This is a genomic window from Corallococcus sp. M7 (assembly GCF_054512695.1).
In genome coordinates, this window is the sequence record NZ_CM137252.1 from 4,765,338 (window position 1) to 4,783,049 (window position 17,712).

Here is a 17,712-nt window from a genome sequence, read left to right on the forward strand (position 1 = left end):
TCACGCAAGGATGGAATGAAGAACCCGGCACCACGCAATCCCCAGCAAAGGGGAATGTCCCGGGGAATGGGGGACGCGGGGCCCCAGGCCATGGGTGGCCCGGTTGCCTCCAGTCAGGGGAGCCGGAGGCTAGGCGCCATGGGCGGAAGCGCGACCGGGGGCATGGCCGGGGGAGCCGCGCCAGGAATGCGAGCGATGAGCCCATCCACCGGCAATGGCGCTGGCAAGGGCGGGCATGGTGGGATGGGCCGCGGAGGTCCACCGAGGCCCCAGCGCAAATGCGGCACCATGGATGTTCATCGCCGCCTCCTCAGTACGCATCCCGAGTACATCAAGGCACGCGAGCGCATCGAGAACCTGGCGCTGGCCTTTCGGCGCGGACAGCGAAAGAGCGAGCGCCAGGGCGTCGTCCGGATCCCTGTCGTGGTCCATGTCGTCTGGAATACCGCGCAGCAGAACATCTCCGACGCCCAGATACAGAGCCAGATCGACGTGCTCAACCTGGACTTCCGGCGGCAAAACCCAGACATCTCCCAGGTCCCCGCGGCATTTCAGGGGCTGACCGCCGACGCGGAGGTTGAGTTCTTCCTGGCATCGCGCGCGCCGGATGGGAGCCCCACGAATGGAATCACGCGGACCCAGACGAACACGGCGTCCTTCGCGAGTGACGACCGCGTCAAGTCGCAGGCAACGGGCGGGGCCGACCCCTGGCCCGCCGACAGGTACCTCAACGTGTGGGTCTGCGAATTGGGGGACCAGCTCCTGGGCTATGCCCAGTTCCCCGGAGGGCCCGCGGACACCGATGGCGTGGTCATCAGCCACTCCGCCTTCGGTACGACAGGGACGGCGGCGGCTCCCTTCAATCTCGGGCGCACGGCGACGCATGAGATTGGCCACTGGTTCAATCTGTTTCATATCTGGGGAGATGACGGGGCCGGCTGCACCGGGTCGGACGAGGTCCCCGACACTCCGAACCAGGGAGGCCCGAACACGGGCGTCCCGAGCTTCCCGCGCATCAGCTGCAACAACGGACCGAACGGCGACATGTTCATGAACTACATGGACTATGTCGACGACAACTGCATGGTGATGTTCTCGCTGGGGCAGGTCGACAGGGTGGATGCCTGCCTCGATGGACCACGACAGTCGTTCGTCACCCAGTCGGTTTCACGGATCACTCCCGCCGGGCCCATCGTGTCCTGGGGCGCCGATCGAATTGACATCTTCGTGCAGGGAATGGATTCAGCGCTGTACCACAAGGCCTGGGACGGCACGGCCTGGCGCCCCTCCTTGACGGATTACGAGTCGATGGGCGGCAGATGCAAGAGCCCCGCGGAGGTCGCGTCGTGGGGGCCGGACCGGCTGGACATCTTCGTGCTGGGAATGGACTCGGCGCTGTATCACAAGGCCTGGGACGGGACGGCCTGGTGGCCGTCGCCCACCGACTGGGAAGGGCTGGGCGGCCTGTGCGCGAGTCCTCCGAGGGCATGCTCCTGGGGGCCGGACCGGCTGGACGTCTTCGTGCTGGGAGCGGACTCGGCGCTGTACCACAAGGCCTGGGACGGGACGGCCTGGTGGCCATCGCCCGCCGACTGGGAGGGGCTGGGTGGCCTGTGCGGGAGTCCACCGTCGGTGGTCTCCTGGGGCCCGGACCGGATCGACGTCTTCGTGCTGGGAATGGACTCGGCGCTGTACCACAAGGCCTGGGACGGGACGGCCTGGTGGCCGTCGCCCACCGACTGGGAGGGGCTGGGCGGCCTGTGCTCGAGTCCTCCGACGGCGGTCTCCTGGGGCCCGGACCGGCTCGACATCTTCGTGCTGGGAGCGGACTCGGTGCTGTACCACAAGGCCTGGGATGGGACGGCCTGGTGGCCGTCACCCACCGACTGGGAGGGGCTGGGCGGCCTGTGCGCGAGTGCCCCGTCGGTGGTCTCCTGGGGCCCGGACCGGCTGGACATCTTCATGCTGGGAGTGGATTCGGCGGTGTATCACAAGGCCTGGGATGGCCATGCCTGGTGGCCGTCGCTCACCGACTGGGAGTCGCTGGGCGGCCTGTGCGCGAGTCCTCCGAAGGCAGTCTCCTGGGGCCCGGATCGGCTGGACATCTTCGTGCTGGGAACGGACTCGGCGCTGTACCACAAGGCCTGGGACGGGACGGCCTGGTGGCCGTCACCCACCGGCTGGGAGTCGCTGGGCGGCACGCTCTCGACCTTGCGCGAAGCCGTCATGGCGGCCCCCCTGCCGTTGCCGCAGGCGGCGCGTGACCTACGGCCCACGATCATGGGCGTTCACGGGCGCGCATGAGCTCGCTCCCCCCATCCCTCTTCCGTCGCTGGGGGCACTCCTTCGAGGAGGATGCCCCCGGGGCGGCGGTGTACAGGCCGATGGACTATGCGTTTCCGCGGGCACGTGGCCGCGGTGGCATCGAGCTCGGGGCTGATGGCTCATTCATCGAGTGGGCCATCGGCCGTGGGGACGCCGCGCAGCCCATCCGGGGACGCTGGACGGACGAAGGGAATGGTCGCCTGCGGATCCTCTTCCACGGAGACGTCCGTCCAGCCCGGGAGTTGGAGGTCCTGGAGGTCAATGACTCCATCCTGCGGTTGAAGCAACAACCTGTACAGGCGAGACCCGGCGCGCGGGACGGCGGGCCGGGAGCACGTCGATGAGCGACTGGGCCTCGTCCCAACCCACGCCAGGCAGGATGACGTGTGAACCCGCCACGTCGATTCGCACGTGCCCGATGCCGTAGCCGCGCTCCAGTGGTCCCTGTCTTGCTCGCACGGACTGGATGCGGGAGCGCTGCACCACCGTCGTGCGTCTGCGCCAGAAGCCCTGGCGCACCACCACCAGGGCTTCCGTGATGAGCCATCCCTGGAAGCGCCAGTCGAACCAGGCTCCCAGCAACTGCGCGGGCAGCAGGAGCCATGCGACCGCGCCCCAGGCTCCCCAGAACCAGGTCGCTGGCGCCGCCACCAGCACGCTCAGGCCCACCGCTCGGATGCGCGCCCTCAGGAGTGCCTTGGGATGCGCCCGCTGGAATGGCATGGCGTCGGGCAGCTCCGGCACGAACTCCCGTAGCAGCTCCGGCATCCGCGCCGTGGGCACCACCGGCACCAGCAGCTCCGCGCGGTCCGCGGCTTCCTTGCCTGTTCGGACGCCCGCCGTCTCCACCTCCACCGAACCGAAGCCCAGCGTGCGGCGCAGGAACGGTTCATCCAGCACCACCTGCTGGATGCGTGCACGCCGCACCGTCACCTGACGGCGGGTGATCAGCCCTCCCACCGCTCGCAGGTGCGTGCCCGTGTCCACCAGCCGGAAGCCGTGGAACTGCAACACGGCTCGCGCGCCACTCACCAGCCACAGGCCGAACAGCCCCGCGAGCGCCGCCACCGTCGCGGCCAGCCAGCCCATGCCTGGCGCCGCCACCGCGTCCCAGTGCGCCTCCATCCACGGCAGCAGCAGCTTGTGGAAGGTCTCGGTGATTTCATGCAGCGCGCCCATCACCACCGCGATGACGCCCAACCCCAGCGCGGTCGCGCCGTAGAGCAGCAGGCCTCCCAGGTGGGCCTCGGAGAGCACGCGCTCCTCCGGCGCGGCTTCTCCGGGCAGGAGCACCGCCGCCGTGCCTTCGCCTCGCACGGTCTGGAGCGCGTGGATCAACGCCTGCGCATCCTCCGGCGTCAGTCCTCGCAGGTGGCCGTCCGCCTTGCCTCCGGAGGCCGTCTCCACCTTCACCTCCACCAGCCCGAGCAGCTTCGACACGAAGGGCTGCAAGACCTCCGTGTTCTGCACCCGCGCGGCTTCGATGAAGCGTGAGGTTCGCGTGAAGATGCCCGAGCGGATCTCCAACTGCGCACCCACCACCCGGTAGCTCAGCGTGGCCACTTCGTAGAGCCCGGCGGCGAGCAGCAGCACCGCGATGGTCAGCACGATGCCCCAGAGGACCCCTGGCAGGCCGCGCTCACCCGCGAAGTACGTGGGCAGCAGCGCGCCCAGGAGCATTCGCCCAATCGTCGCCGACAGGGGCACCAGCGCCGCGAGCGGCGCCTTCGCACTCAGCCGCTTCCAGGGCACCTCCACCGGCGCGGCCAGCGCCACCGGCTCAGACGACATCGTCGGCCTCGCGCCGCACCAACCGCTCGCGCAGGGCGTCCGCGGTCTCCCGCGTCAGGCCCGGAATCTCTCCGTCCGCGCCGCTCCCCGCGGCCGTGTAGATCTGCAGACGCGCGAGCCCCAGGGACCGCTCGATGGGGCCCTGGTGCACGTCCACGTGCTGGATGCGCCCCGCCGGGATGGACACCACCTCGTGCAGGAGCACGCCGTGGGAGATGACCAGGTCGTGCTCGCGCAGCGCCCAGCCCCAGCGCTCGTGCGCGCGCTGCGGATACCACGCCGTCAACACGCTCAAGCCCAGCACCACCGCGCATGGCAGCAGGAAGGGCCAGTGCTCGTTGCCCGCGAAGCTCAACCCCAGCGCCACGGCGAACGTGATTCCACCGTAGATGCCCATGCGCAGGAGCGCCCGGATGCGGAACAGCGTGAGCGCTCCGCGAGGAAGGCGTTCCAGCGTCGGCAGAGGGGCGGTCATGGGGGCCTCCGGGAAAGGCCCGAATCTACTCCATCAAGCCCGTGAAGCTGAACAGGGCTTCATGTCACGGCGCCTGCCGCAGGCCGAACGCGGCCCGGTGCGAGTCCTCGCACGGGGCGACGCGTGTGCCGTCGGGCATGACGTGCGTGCCATTGGCCACGAATCCGCCCCCTTCGACGACCGCGGCGAGCGCCCGGTCCAGGTCGTCGACAGCGAAGTAGAAGAGCCAGTGCGGATGGATGTGCGGGAGGCGCGCGGTGCTACAGGCCGCCCCCACGTTTCGTCCATCCTCATGCCACGTGAACTGTTGATACGTCCCGACCGCCGGGGACAGCGGGAGGGCTTCCGTGGGGCGCCAGCCGAACAGGCCGCTGTAGAGGTCCAAGGCGCGGGCATGGTCGGACGTGTGCAACTCGTGCCACGCCACCTCGGGGTGCACCGCTCGCCCGGCCCTGGAGGTCAGCGCGATGACGGCCCCCAGCGGATCGCGCAGCACGGTGGAGGCGATGCCTTCCGTGGACCGCCTGGGCGGCCCGAGCCGCTCCGCGCCGAGCGCGACGAAGCGCTGCACGGAGGACTCCAGGTCGGGAACGGAGATGTGTCCCAGCCAGTGACTCGGAGCACCCCGGGCGGCGGCGGCTTCGGGCAGGAGCGATACGTCCCACGCGACGTCCAGTCCCAGGACGTCCTGGTAGAAGCGCAACGCCTCGCCGGGCCTGGGGGAGCGCAACTCGTACCAGCAGAAGCCGTTCTTCATCGGGCTTCTCGTAGTGGACGGGCCTGGAGGTGTAAAGCCGTGCTCAGCCGGATGAGCTTCGTCCGGGCGAGCAGCCGCATCACCTGCCACGTGGGATCCAGCTCGAAGCGCCTGGCGGCGAAGTCGGGGCTCGCCGGCCGGGCGTGGTGGTTGTTCTGGAACAGCTCGCCCATGCACAGCACGTCCACCGGCAACGTGTTGCGTGACGCATCCCGGCTCGCGAAGTTGCGGTAGCCGTACCGGTGCCCGCACCAGTTGACGATGGCGCCGTGCACTGGCCCCATCACGAAGTGCATGGGCAGCAGCGCCCAGTGCCACCGGCGCGTCGCGAACCGCCGGTAGAACAGCGCGTAGAGCGCGCCGAAGGCGATGCGCGTGGGCCAGCGGCTGAAGAGACGATCCACCGCGGGCCACTCCGGGTAGCCCCCAAGGAAGCGCTGCTCGGGAGCGATGCGCCGCGTGAGCAGACCCGCGTAGCGGCGCGCCGTGTGGAGCATCATGCTCAGGGGGTTCTTCTGGTGCGCGGGCGAGTGGGGATCCCGCTCGGTGTCCGCGTAGGCGTGGTGTTCGCGATGGAGGATCGCGTAGGCGCGCGGGTCGAGGTAGCTCGAGCCCTGCACCAGCGCCGTCGACAGGTGGAGCGCCCGCTCGGCGCGAGGTCCCATCGTGAACATGCGGTGCGCGGCGTAACGGTGCTGGAAGAGGCTCTGGAAGAGGACGCTCAGGGACCAGTGGGCGGCGAAGAAGAAGGGGACCATGAAGGAAGAATCCCCCCGCGTGTCAGCCCCCTGTCAGTGATGGACCGAATCCCGTCCGGCGTGCTCCGCTCCGTTCGGTTCCACCTGGAACGGGCGGGCGTCGCAGGGCAGCACCAGGCGGAAGGTCGTTCCGGTGTCGGCGTCGCTCGTCAGCTCGACCCTTCCACCGTGCGCCTGGGCGCACCCCCACACCAGCGTCAGTCCCAGTCCCCAGCCCTTCGACGGCCCCGTCTTCGCGGAGCGGGTCCGGATGAAGGGCTTGAAGATGGCCTCCTGGTCGGCACGCGCGATCGCTGGCCCCTGGTTGTGCACGGAGACCTGCGCTTGCGCGCCGGTCGCCGTGACGGTGAAGGTGATGGGGCTGTCGGCCGCTCCGTACTTGAGGGCGTTGGTGCCCAGGTTCCACAAGGCGCGGCGCAGCTCGTCGGCGCTCCAGATGCCCCGGACGTGCTCCTCCGCTTCGAGCACGAAGCGCTCGCCATGGAGCAGCGTCAGCTCCTCGACGACGTCCTGGGCGATTCTTCCCAGGTCGCACGTGTCGAGCCGGAGCGGCAGCCGTTGGCCCGCATGGATGCGATTGGCGTCGAGCAGGTCCCGTACCATCTGGTCCGCCCGTTCGATGTTCCGGTCGATCCGCAGCGCCAGGTCGCGTCGCGCCTCCAGCTTCTCCGGAGTCCGGAGGAGCGAGTGCGCCCCCATCTTCGCCGTCGACAAGGGGCCGCGGAGGTCATGGGCCAGGATGTTGACGAACTGCTCGCGCAGGCCGCGCTCGGTCTCGAGCGCTTCGACCTTCTCCTGGAGGTTCGCGTACAGCCGGGCGTTCTCCAGGTGGACGCTCAGGTGCTGGCCCAACGTCTGGAGCCGCTGCTTCTCCCGGGCCGTGAACTCACGGGTCTCGGTGAGCCCGACGTAGAGCACGCCTATCAGGGCCTGGTGGGCAGGCAGCCGGACCCCGAGCAGGGAGTGGATCCCTTGCTGGCGGAGCGATTCGCTCACCTCGAGCGTCGTGGTCGTGACGTCCCGGAGGGAGTACGTCTCCTCGCCCGCCGCCACGATGCTCCCGGGCAGGGTCTTGGGATCCAGCGAGGTCGCGTAACGCTTCAGTTGCTCGTCGCCGACTCCCGCGGAGGCCGCGGTGACCAGGCTCGCGTCCTCTGGCACGTACAGCAACAAGGCGCAGCTCCGGGCGCCCATGGCCTCCAGGATGATCTTGAGCAGCTCCTTCAATTGCTTCTGGCTGCTCGGTTCGTCCAGCCTCAGGGCTTCGCTGGCCACCTTCTGGAGGAGCCGCAGGTAGCGCTTCTCTGTCTGTTCTTCCTCCAGCAGGTGCTTGCCGAAGAGGTCCGTCACGGTCTCCATGGCGACATGCAGCTCGGTGTAGAGCCGCTCGACGTCACGTCCGTCGGGCCGCTCGTTTGGAGGCGCGGTGGCCCAGGTCTGGGTGATGCACCGCCCCAGGATGGCGAACTCCTCGACGACCTCCGCCACGTGGAAGCCCTGACGAAGCCGTGCGGACACATGGCTTTCAACATTCCGCCGCTGCTGGTTGTCGCCACTTCCTCCCGACGCGCGCGCTTCCGCGAGGGACGCAAGATAGGCGGGCATGATGTTCCTGAACTCAGGCTGGTCCAGGCCGCGAGCGGATGCAGCCCGGGTCGCCTTGTCCATCCAACACTGGATGATCTCCGAGTGATGGTTCCGGATGACCTCCGCGATGCTCGGCATGGTCCTTCCCCCCGTCATCAGAATCCCTTGGGGCCGTACAACAAGGTGGCCGTCGCGGGCCGCTGATGCAATGGAGGGACCGTTTGGAGAGGCGCTCGCCTCAGGGCGGCGGACCGTCGTGAGGGGGGCCTGGCTGCCTAGACGTCGATGCCGTCCCGGCGCAGTTCGTCCGCCTGGGCGAGCTGTGCCAGCGTCCCCTTGGGCGGCGTGTACCAACCCGGATCTCCATCGCCGTCCAGCCGGTCGCGCACCTTGAGGAGGGTGAACATGCCTCCCATGGTGATCTCGTCGTAGGGGCCCTTGCCGCCGACCATGGGGATGGAGTTCGCGGGCATGGGCATGTGGTGCATGCCCGCCATGTCGCCCATGCCCGTCTGTCCCATCGTCATGTAGCCGGGGAGCAGGGGGCGCACCTTCGTGTCCAGGTCTCCAGGCTTTACGCCGATCATGTTCGGGATGTCGTGGCCCATCTGGTTCATCACGTGGTGGGTCATGTGGCAGTGCATGGCCCAGTCACCGGGCTCGTCCGCCACGAACTCGATGGTGCGCGTGCTCCCCGTGGGCACCAGCACCGTCGTCTCCGGCCACTGCGCGCTCTCCGGGATGCGGCCTCCGTCCGTCTCCGTGATGCGGAACTGGAAGCCGTGCAGGTGGATGGGGTGGTGATCCATCGCGCTCAGGTTGCCGAAGCGGATCCGCACCCGCTCGCCCTTGCGCACCACCAGCGGCTCCGTGCCGGGGAACGCCTTCGCGTTCATCGTCAGGATGTTGAAGTCCGTCATCTCGTTGGGGTCCGGACGCATGGTCCCCGGGTCGATGCGCCACTCGTGCAGCATGATGGCGAAGTCGCGGTCGATGCGCGGGCCCACCGGTTTTCGCGGGTGGATGATGAACAGGCCCACCATGCCCAGCGCCATCTGCGTCATCTCGTCGTGGTGCGAGTGATACATGCACGTCCCCGACTGACGCACCGTGAACTCGTAGCGGTATGTCTCTCCTGGCGCGATGGCCTTCTGGTTCAGCCCGCCCACGCCGTCCATGCCGCTGGGGGTGAGGACTCCGTGCCAGTGCACCGTGGTGGACGCGGGCAGCCGGTTCGTGACGTAGAAGCGCACGCGGTCGCCCTCCACCACCTCGATGGTGGGCCCGTGCACGTGGCCGTTGTAGCCCCAGCACGTGGCCTTGAGGCCGGGCGCGAACTCGTGCTCCACCTCCTGGGCCACCAGATGGAACACCTTCACGCCACCCACGAGCTTCCACGGCAGCTTCGCCCCGTTGGGCACCACGACGGGACGGTAGCCTTGACCCGCCGGGGCCGCTTCGCGCGGGGCCTTCGCGACAGGCACGCTGGATTGCGCCTGGGCGGGGCGGCCGTGCATCAGCAGGGCGCCCGTCGCCAGCGTCGCGCCCGTGCGCGCGAGCAGTCCCCGGCGGGTGAGCCCGGGGGAGTTGTCGGAGGCCTCGGAGTGAGCCTGGGTTTCGTCAGTGGGCTTCATGGTGCTCATGGGTGGGCTCGGGAGAAGGAGTGGGAGTAGGGGCGGGGGCGGGCTCGGCGGTGGACGGCAGGCGTCCTCCCACGAGCCGCTCCAGGTCGGCCCGCGCCATCCAGTAGTCGCGGACCGCTTCCAGGTACGCCCTCCAGGCCTCCACCTGCTCGCGTCGCGCGAGGAGGAGGGCGGGGAGGCCGATCTGCATCGCGTTGTACTGGCGCTGTGATTCCTCGACGATGGTCGTGCGCAGCGGGAGCACGACCTTCTGGTAGCGCTCCGCCATGTTCCGCAGCGTCACCAGCTTCGCCCTCGCCGCGCGCACCTCCGAGCGGGCGTTGACGGCCAGCTCCATCAGCCGGCTCTCTCCCTGGCGGTGCTGCGCCTCCAGCTTCGCGATGAGCGCCTGGCGTTGATCGAAGATGGGCAGCTCCAGCGACAGCGTGGGGCCCAGCAGCCGCGGCCCGTTCGCGTCCTGGTGCGTGTGCACGCCCACCTCCACCCGGCCGAAGAAGCGCGTGCTGCGCGCCAGCTCCAGCGCGTTCCACAGCAGCGACGTCTGCTTGCGGGCCGCGTCGATGTCCAGCCGCTGCCGCATGGCCAGCGTCTCCAGGTGCTCCAGCGAGGACTCGGCGGTGGGGACCTCCGGCAGCTTCCGCGCCACCGTCCACTGGACCCTCGCGCCGTACAGACCCATCAGGCGGGTGAGGTGCTCGCGCGCTTCGACCAGCGCCAGCTCGTCCTGCGCCAGCTCCAACCGCGCCTGCTCCAGCGCGGCCTGTTCCGTGGCCAGGGCCAGCACCGTGATGTTGCCTGCGGCGCGCTGCCGGTTGGACAGGTCCGCCGCCGCGTCCGCGGCCTGGAACACCTCGCGGCGCAGCGCGACCAATTGCTGCCGGGCCTGTACCTCCGTGAATGCCTGGCGGACCTCCGCCGCGGTGGCCAGCGCCTCGTGCGCGACGCGCAGCGTGTCCGCCAGGAACTGCTCGCTCGCCACGCGCTTGCGCAGGGGCAGCGTGAAGAGGTCCACGAAGCTCTGGACGATGGAGAACTCGTGTTCGGTCACGCCATCCGAGGACAGGGGGAAGCCGATGCTCCCGTCGAAGGACGGGTTGGTGAGCAGCCCGGCCTGCACCATGTCCGCCTGGGAGACGCCCAGGTCTTCATACGTCGACTGGAGCGCGGGGTTGTTGAGCAGCGCCACCTCCACCGCGCGATCCGACGTGAGGTCGCCGGCCAGCAGGGCATCCAGGTGTTGCTGGACCTGCGCGTCCTCTGGCGTTCCCTGGTTCCAACGCGTCTTCAAGCCCGTTCGCTCCTCCACGAGCGCCGCTACGTCCTGGTGACCGCGCTCCTTCTGGATGGACGCGCAGCCACCGAGCAGCAGAACCGCGAGGAGCCAGGGGGATTTCCAATGCACTCGAGACCTCGAAAAGGGATGTGCCTGTACGGCAGCCAGGACACCGGCGCCTGTCGAGCAAGGGCCGGGCCACGGCGTCAGGTATCGCAACCCCACGGAATGACGGCGTCCGGAGGAACACGCTCGCATGGGCGCTTCGTGCGAGGTGTGACCGCCTACGTCACACTGTGATGCGCGACGCGGTGTCCACGCCGGGCGCTTCGAGCCGCCCCACGCCGGGGATGAAGCGGCCCACGCGCGCCGCGTAGCGCTGGTAGGCGCCGCCGTGCAGGCGCAGCAGGTGGTCCTCCTCCAGCCGCACCTGGAGCGACACCAGCAGCACGTAGTCGAGCCAGCCCATCACGGTCCACGCGCTCGGGGTCGCGAGCGCCATGCCCGTCACCACGACGAGCATCCCGCTGAAGATGGGGTTGCGCACGACGCCGAAGAGGCCTCCCGTCACCAGCTCCGTCCGGTCCGAGTCGATGCCGATGCGCCACGACGCGCCCATCTCCACCTGGGCCCGCACGGTGACGACGAAGCCCACGGCCACCAGGGCCCAGCCCGTCCACCGGAGCGCGTCCGGCACGTGCCACACGTCCAGCGCCTGCTCACCGAAGGCGAGGTGCGCCGCGCTCCAGAGCACGATGGCGCCCATGAACAGCGCCATGCCCACGCCGATGACCCGCTGGAGCGGCGGGCCGGAGCGGTGAAGCACCAGTGCCGGGCGGCCCGTGCGGCGGCGCAGGCGCACCGACGGCAGCACCATGGCGAAGAGGAGGAAGGCGAGGGTGGCGGCGGGCAGGGCCGGCCGGGTGAAGGTGGCGACGTCCATGGGGTGACCTCCAACTGCGTTCACCCCTGCTGACGCCCGGCCCCGCGCGCTCTTACACCTGATTTTTCACGCGGTCGCGCAGTCGCAGTCCACGCAGCCCTGCGCGCAGCAATGGCCACACAGCTCCACCAACTGCTCGCCCAGGGCCTTCCGTGCGCGGTGCAGGCGCACGGCGGCGTTGTTGGCGGAGATGCCCGCCTCCCGCGCGTACGCGGCCACGGTGAGCCCCTCCAGGTCCACCCGGCGCACGGCCTCCGCGTACTCGGGCTTGAGCGTCCCCGCGAGCCCCGCCACGCAGCCGCACACCGTCGCCTCCAGACCGCTGGCGTCCTCGGTGGACAGCGGCTGCTCGTGGGCCAGGGACTCCAGCGTGGTGACCTCCCGCTGGCCCCTGCGGTGGCGGTCCACCAGGGCGTTGCGCAGGAGCCGGTAGAACCAGGCCACCGCGCTCTGCTCCTCGCGCAGGGAGCCGCCCTGTTCCATGCCCTTCACGAACGCGGATTGCAGCACCTCGCGCGCTGCCTCCTGGCTCCCCACGCGCGGCGTGAGGAACGCCAGGAACGCATGGTGATGGCGCAGCAGCGCGTCCATCGCTTCCGGTGACAGGTTCATGCCGGGAGCTTTCTAGCAGCCCTGCGGGCCGCGAGGCGCTCCTGGAAGCCGTGCACCAGCGCGTAGAACGTGGGCAGGGCCAGCAGCGTGAAGAGGGTGGACGTGACGAGCCCGCCCACCATCACCACCGCCAGCGGACGCTCAATCTCCGTCCCATGCAGCGGCAACACCAGCAGCGGCAGGAGCCCGAGGATGGCCGTCCCCGCGGTCATCAGCTTGGGCCTCACACGGCCCAGGCTCGCCTCACGCACGGCCTCCGCGAAGGGCTTGCCCCGGCCCATCAGGTCCTTCGTCTGCGCCACCAGCACCAGGCCGTTCTGCACCGCGATGCCGAACAGGCCGATGAGGCCCACCAGGCTGGAGACGTTCCAGGTCTCGCCCGCGAGGAGCAGCGCGAGGATGCCGCCCACGAACGCGTCCGGCAGCGTGGCCAGGATGACCAGCGCCTCCGCCACGGAGTCCAGCGCGAGGTACAGCAGGACGAACACCGCGAGGAGCGCCAGCGCGATGGCCCCCGTCAGCGCCTGCGCCGCGCGCTCCTGGCTCTCCACCTTGCCGCCCACGTCCACGAAGTAGCCCGTGGGCAGCTTCAGCTGCGTGGCCAGCACCTCGCGCACCTCCGCCGCCGTGCTGCCCAGGTCCCGGCCGGACACGCCCGCCTCCACCGCGATGCGCCGGCTGCCGGCCTCGCGGCGCACGCTGCCCGCGCCGGAGGTCTCCTCGATGGTGGCCAGCTGGCTCAGCGGGATGCGCGTGCCGTCGTGCCCGTCCACCAGCAGGTTGCGGATGGCGTTCACGTCGCCCCGGCGGTGGTCCGCCAGCCGGAGCACCAGGTCGTAGCGGCGCTGGCCCCGCAATATCTGCGAGGACTCCTCACCGACGAGCCCCACGCGGACGGCCCGGATGACGTCCCCGGGCGTCAGCCCCACGCGCGCCACCGCCGCGCGGTTCACCGTGATGCGCAGCTGCGGCAGGCCGCTCAGCCGCTCCACCCGCAGGTCCTCCACACCGTCCACTCGCGACATCAATGCGCGCGTGCGCTCCGCGAGCTCCGAGAGCGTGTCCAGGTCCGGCCCGAAGACGCGCACGGAGAGGTCCGCGGGGCTGCCACCCAGCCCCTCGTCGATGCGCATCCCCAGCGGCGTGGTGAAGAGCACCGACACGCCGGGCACCTTCTCCAGCGCCTCGCGCATCCGAGACTCCAGGGCCTCGCGGCCTCCGACGGAGTCCTTCTTGAGGACCACCAGCACGTCGGACAGGGTGTGGGGCATCGGGTCCTCGGTGCGCTCGGCGCGGCCGGTGCGGCGCACCACATCCTCCACCTCCGGGAACTCGCGCAGCACGTCCTCCACGCGGTGGTTGAGGCGATCCACCTCGTCCAGTGATGCCTCCGGCGGAAGCACCGTCTGGAGCAGGAACGCGCCTTCATCCAGCCGGGGCATGAAGTCGCTGCCCACCATGAAGGCCAGGCCCAGCGCGGGCACGGTGATGGCCAGCGCCACCACGCGCACCAGGCCCGCGTGGCGCATGCACCGGTCCAGCAGCGGCGCGTACGCGGCCTTCACCTTGCGGATGATCCACACGTCCTCTGGAGCGTCCTCCTTCGGCGCGCGCAGGAGGAGGCCCGACACCACCGGCACCAGCGTGAGCGCCAGCGCGAGCGACGCGGCCAGGCACGCCACCACCGCCGCCGCGAGCGGCTGATACATGCGGCCCTCGATGCCCGTCATCGCGAAGAGCGGGATGAACACCGAGACGACGATGAGCGTGGCGAAGGCGATGGGACGGCCCACCTCCATCGCCGCAGCCAGCGCCTCGTCGCGCACCGAGCGGCGGCCCTTGCCCTCGCGCAGGTCGTGGATGACGTTCTCCACGACGATGATGGCCGCGTCCACCAGCAGGCCCACCGCGATGGCCAGCCCGCCCAGCGTCATCGTGTTCAACCCGATGCCCGCTGCCTTCAGCAGCAGCCCCGCCAGCGCAAGTGAAAGGGGCAGGGTGAGCGTGACGATGAGCGCCGCGCGCCAGTCCCCCAAGAGCAGGAAGAGCACGCCCACCACCAGGAACGCGCCCAGCAGGATGGCCCGGCCCACGCCTCCCAGCGCGGAGCCCACCAGCTCCGACTGGTCGTAGACGACGCGCAGCTGCACGCCCGGCGGCAGCGAGCGCCGCAGCTCGTCGATGGCTGCGCGCACGCCCTCGGCCACCTTCACGGTGTCCGCGCCGAACTGCTTGCTCACGCGGCAGCTCACCACCTCGCCCTCCAGCCGGTGCGCCATGCCCCGGCGTGGCGCGGGGGCCTCGCGCACGTCCGCCACGTCTCCCAGCAGCACGGGCGTCCCGTCCCGCAGCGCGACCACGGTGTTGTTCAGGTCCTCCACCGTCTCCGCCCGGCCCACCGCGCGCACGGCCCACTCCATGGGGCCCTGCGTGACGAAGCCTCCAGAGGCGTTGACGCTGGCGCCCTCCAGGCCGTGCTGGACCTCGTCCAGGGTGATGCCTCGCGCCACCAGTTGATCCGGATCCAGCAGCACCTGGAACTGGCGCAGGTAGCCGCCCAGCCGCTCCACGCCCGCGACGCCGGGCACCGCGAGCAGCCGGTTCTTGATGTCGAACTCCGCCAGGTCGCGCAGCGCCATCAGGTCCGCGCTGCCGGGCTCCGCCTCCAGCGTGAACTCGAAGACCTCGTTGAGCCGGCCGGTGAGGCTGGACACCAGCGGCGTGTCGGTGCCGGGCGGCAGCTCGCCCGCCGCCTGCGCCACGCGCTCCGCCACGTACTGGCGGCTGCGGAAGTAGTCCGCGTCCGGTTCGAACTCCACCGTCACCTGCGTGACGCCCAGCTGCGAGGTGGAGCGGATGCGGCGCACCTCGGGCAGGCCCGCGAGCGCCACCTCCATGGGGATGGCCACCATCGTCTCCAGCTCCTCGGCGCCCATGGCCGGGTTCTGCACGATGACGTTGAAGATGGGCGCGGAGAGGTCCGGGAACACGTCCTGGCGCAGGTTGCGCAGGGCCATCGCGCCAAAGGCCGCCAGCGCCAGGACGACGAGCACCGTCAACCCGGGCCGGGAGAAGGACGCGCGGAGGATGCGCCCCGGCAGCGTCGTGCGCGGATCAGTGTCCATGCTCGTCACCTCCGCCCTGGGACTTCTCCACCTCGGCCTTGAGCAGGAACGCGCCCTCCACCACCACCTCGTCGCCCACGGTGAGCCCCTTCAGGACCTCCACCTGGGTGCCCAGGCTGCGGCCCCGGCCCACCTCGCGCTGCTCGAAGACACCGGCCTCCGGCGTGGGCAGGAACACCACCCAGCCGTTCTCCAGACGCTGGAGCGCGGCCGAGGGCACGGCCGTGAGCGTGGCGCCCGGATCCCCCAGCGGGATGGACGCCGACGCGGACATGCCCGGCCGGAGGAGCCCCTTGCTGTTGTCCAGCTCCAGCCGCACGGGGATGGTGCGGCTGTGGGGATCCACCCGCTGCCCCACGTGGCCCACCTTCGCGGCGAACTCCTGGCCCGGGAACGCGGCGAAGGTGACGCGCGCTTCCGCGCCGGGCTTCAGACGCACGGCGTCCCGTTCGAACGCGTGGACGATGAGCCACAGCGACGACAGGTCACCGATGCGGAAGAGCGCCTGCGAGGGGTCCGCCATCTGCCCCAGCCGCGCGGTGCGCTCCACGACGGTGCCGTCGATGGGCGCCTTGAGCACGAAGCCGGATGTGCCTTCACCTCCGTTGCCCGCGCCCAACGCCGTGAGCGCGGCCTTCGCGGCGGCGACCTCCGCCTCCGCGGCGGCGGCGTCCGCGTCAGCGGCCTGCGCGTCCTTGCGCGCGACGATGCGCTCCTCGGCCAGCGTGCGCTTGCGGTCCGCGGCCTGCCGGGCGGCGGTGGCGCGGGCCTGGGTGGCCTGGAGGTCCGCGCGGGCTCGGCCCAGCTCCGGACTCTGGAGCTCCGCCAGCCGCTGGCCCTGCTTCACCGCCTGGCCCGTCGTCACGGCGACGGAGGCCACGCGCGCGGAGACGGGCGAGGACACCTCCGCGTAGGCGTCCTCACTGAAGGTCAGCTCGCCCAGCGCGGTGACGCTCTCTCCGCCCGGGCGGGTCTCCACCTTCGCGGTGGTGACGCGCAGGTCCCGGAGCATCTCCTGGGGGACGTGCACGTGGATGACGTCTCCGGACTCGACGTGGAGCTTCTCCTCGGAGGCCTCGTCGTGGCCGTGTTCGTGCGCGTCGTCGTGCTCCGGCTTGGAGGACTTGCAGGCGGTGAGGCCCACGAGGACGGACAGCAGCATCAGCGTGGGCTTCATGGCTGGACTCCCGTTTCCACTTCCAACTGCACACGAGCAAGGGCCAATCGCAGCAGGCCTTCGAGCCACGCGGCCCGCGCCTCCAGCGTGTCGCGACGGACGAGGAGGAAGGCCGCGAGGTCCATCTCCCCGGCGTCATAGGAGCGCTGCGCGAGCGCCTCGTTGTCATCCAGGAGCGGCAGCACCTCCTCCAGGGACCCGAGGGCGCCGAGGCTCGCGCGGTAGCGGAGCTTCGCGGCCTGGACCTGCGCGGGCACGACGGTGCGCGCGGCGGCCAGCTCCTGCTCGGCGCGGCTCGCCTCCGCTTCACCCACGAGGCGCGCCTCCTGGCCGCGAGCGAAGAGGGGCAGGGGCACGCTGAGCGTCCCCAGGAACACCGTCTCGTCCGCTTCCTTCTGGTAGCGCGCGCCCACCGTCACATCCGGCAGCACCTGGCGCCGGCCCAGCGTCGCGGCGGCCTTCGCCTGGACCTGCTCCTGCTCCAGGGCCACCAGGTCCGCGCGTGCTCCCTTGCCGTCCGGCACCTCGCGGACAGGCGCCCGCGCGAGCGACCGAAGATCATCGTCGTAGGTGACCAGGGGCCGCGCGCGGTAGCCCGTGCGTGCCTCCAGCTCCTCTCGCAGCGCGTGGATCTCGCCGGCCGCGACCTGGGCCTCCGCGCGGGCCCGGGCGTGCGCCACCTTCGCCACGTTCACGTCCACGGCGGGGACGTCACCGGCCGCGTAGCGCTTCTCCGTGGCCTGGACGGTGCGCGCCGCCGATTCCATCGCGGCGTCCACCAGCTTCTTCCGCTCCCGGGCCTGCAAGAGGCGCAGGTACGCCGCGGCCACGTCCCCCAGCAGGAGCCGCTCCGCGTCGCGCAGGCGGGCCTCCTCCATGGACAGGCCCGCGCGCGCCGCCTCGCGCCTCAGGCCCTGTTTGCCGCCCAGCTCCAAGGGCTGCGACAGGCCCACCGCGACGTCCAGGCCGTGGTCGCCATTGGCGAGCCGGCGCGGTCCGACCTGGAGGTCGAGCTGGGGGTTCTCGCGCAGGAGCGGCGCGGCGCTCGCCAGGGGCCCCTGGGCGGCGCGCACGCGGGCCCGGGCCTCGACCAGCGCCGGGGCGTGCTCGCGCGCCAGGGCGAAGACGTCCTGGAGGGTGATGCGGGAGGGCTCCGCGCCACCAGGGCGCGGCCAGAGCATGACGGCGGCCAGCCCGAGGGCGGCCGTCGCGGAACGGATGGACACGGCAGAAGACCTCTTCGGAA

General features: G+C 70.6%; 13 protein-coding genes. 1 reads left to right on the forward strand and 12 read right to left on the reverse strand.

The window, feature by feature from the left end:
• Window positions 1-288: 288 nt before the first annotated feature.
• Window positions 289-2,304, forward strand: coding sequence for a M43 family zinc metalloprotease (locus tag ACX114_RS19145; RefSeq protein ID WP_459299760.1), 2,016 nt, complete (start codon window positions 289-291; stop codon window positions 2,302-2,304).
• Window positions 2,305-2,583: 279 nt separating this feature from the next.
• On the opposite strand, the gene ACX114_RS19150 is transcribed toward ACX114_RS19145, so the two are convergent.
• The 12 genes from ACX114_RS19150 to ACX114_RS19205 all read right to left on the reverse strand — a co-directional run bounded on the left by ACX114_RS19150 (window position 2,584) and on the right by ACX114_RS19205 (window position 17,692).
• Window positions 2,584-4,116 carry a PH domain-containing protein gene (locus ACX114_RS19150; RefSeq protein ID WP_459299762.1) on the reverse strand — a complete coding sequence of 511 codons (1,533 nt, stop codon included), beginning with the start codon at window positions 4,114-4,116 and terminating at the stop codon, window positions 2,584-2,586.
• Entirely contained in the window at window positions 4,106-4,591 is a 486-nt protein-coding gene (locus ACX114_RS19155; RefSeq protein ID WP_459299764.1) for a PH domain-containing protein, read from the reverse strand. Before ACX114_RS19155 ends, ACX114_RS19150 begins: the two co-directional genes overlap by 11 nt.
• Window positions 4,592-4,655: 64 nt before the next feature.
• Window positions 4,656-5,348, reverse strand: a complete 693-nt coding sequence (locus tag ACX114_RS19160) for a VOC family protein (protein ID WP_459299766.1) — start codon at window positions 5,346-5,348, stop codon at window positions 4,656-4,658.
• Window positions 5,345-6,106, reverse strand: coding sequence for an acyl-CoA desaturase (locus tag ACX114_RS19165; RefSeq protein WP_459299768.1), 762 nt, complete (start codon window positions 6,104-6,106; stop codon window positions 5,345-5,347). The genes ACX114_RS19160 and ACX114_RS19165 overlap by 4 nt, the downstream gene beginning before the upstream one ends.
• Before the next feature lie 33 nt (window positions 6,107-6,139).
• Entirely contained in the window at window positions 6,140-7,831 is a 1,692-nt protein-coding gene (locus ACX114_RS19170; RefSeq protein ID WP_459299770.1) for a sensor histidine kinase, read from the reverse strand.
• Window positions 7,832-7,968: 137 nt separating this feature from the next.
• Entirely contained in the window at window positions 7,969-9,336 is a 1,368-nt protein-coding gene (locus ACX114_RS19175; RefSeq protein ID WP_459299772.1) for a multicopper oxidase family protein, read from the reverse strand.
• Window positions 9,314-10,738 (reverse strand): TolC family protein, encoded by a 1,425-nt coding sequence (locus ACX114_RS19180; RefSeq protein WP_459299774.1) that lies wholly within the window; start codon window positions 10,736-10,738, stop codon window positions 9,314-9,316. The genes ACX114_RS19175 and ACX114_RS19180 overlap by 23 nt, the downstream gene beginning before the upstream one ends.
• A gap of 160 nt (window positions 10,739-10,898) precedes the next feature.
• Window positions 10,899-11,552, reverse strand: coding sequence for a methyltransferase family protein (locus ACX114_RS19185; RefSeq protein WP_459299776.1), 654 nt, complete (start codon window positions 11,550-11,552; stop codon window positions 10,899-10,901).
• Between the two features lie 66 nt (window positions 11,553-11,618).
• A complete protein-coding gene (locus ACX114_RS19190) occupies window positions 11,619-12,164 on the reverse strand; it encodes an RNA polymerase sigma factor (RefSeq protein ID WP_459299778.1) in 546 nt (181 codons plus the stop codon).
• Complete coding sequence (locus ACX114_RS19195) at window positions 12,161-15,289, reverse strand: efflux RND transporter permease subunit (RefSeq protein WP_459299780.1); 3,129 nt, start codon at window positions 15,287-15,289, stop codon at window positions 12,161-12,163. Before ACX114_RS19195 ends, ACX114_RS19190 begins: the two co-directional genes overlap by 4 nt.
• Window positions 15,279-16,466 (reverse strand): efflux RND transporter periplasmic adaptor subunit, encoded by a 1,188-nt coding sequence (locus ACX114_RS19200; RefSeq protein WP_459299782.1) that lies wholly within the window; start codon window positions 16,464-16,466, stop codon window positions 15,279-15,281. Before ACX114_RS19200 ends, ACX114_RS19195 begins: the two co-directional genes overlap by 11 nt.
• Complete coding sequence (locus ACX114_RS19205) at window positions 16,463-17,692, reverse strand: TolC family protein (RefSeq protein ID WP_459299784.1); 1,230 nt, start codon at window positions 17,690-17,692, stop codon at window positions 16,463-16,465. Before ACX114_RS19205 ends, ACX114_RS19200 begins: the two co-directional genes overlap by 4 nt.
• Between the last annotated feature and the right edge of the window lie 20 nt (window positions 17,693-17,712).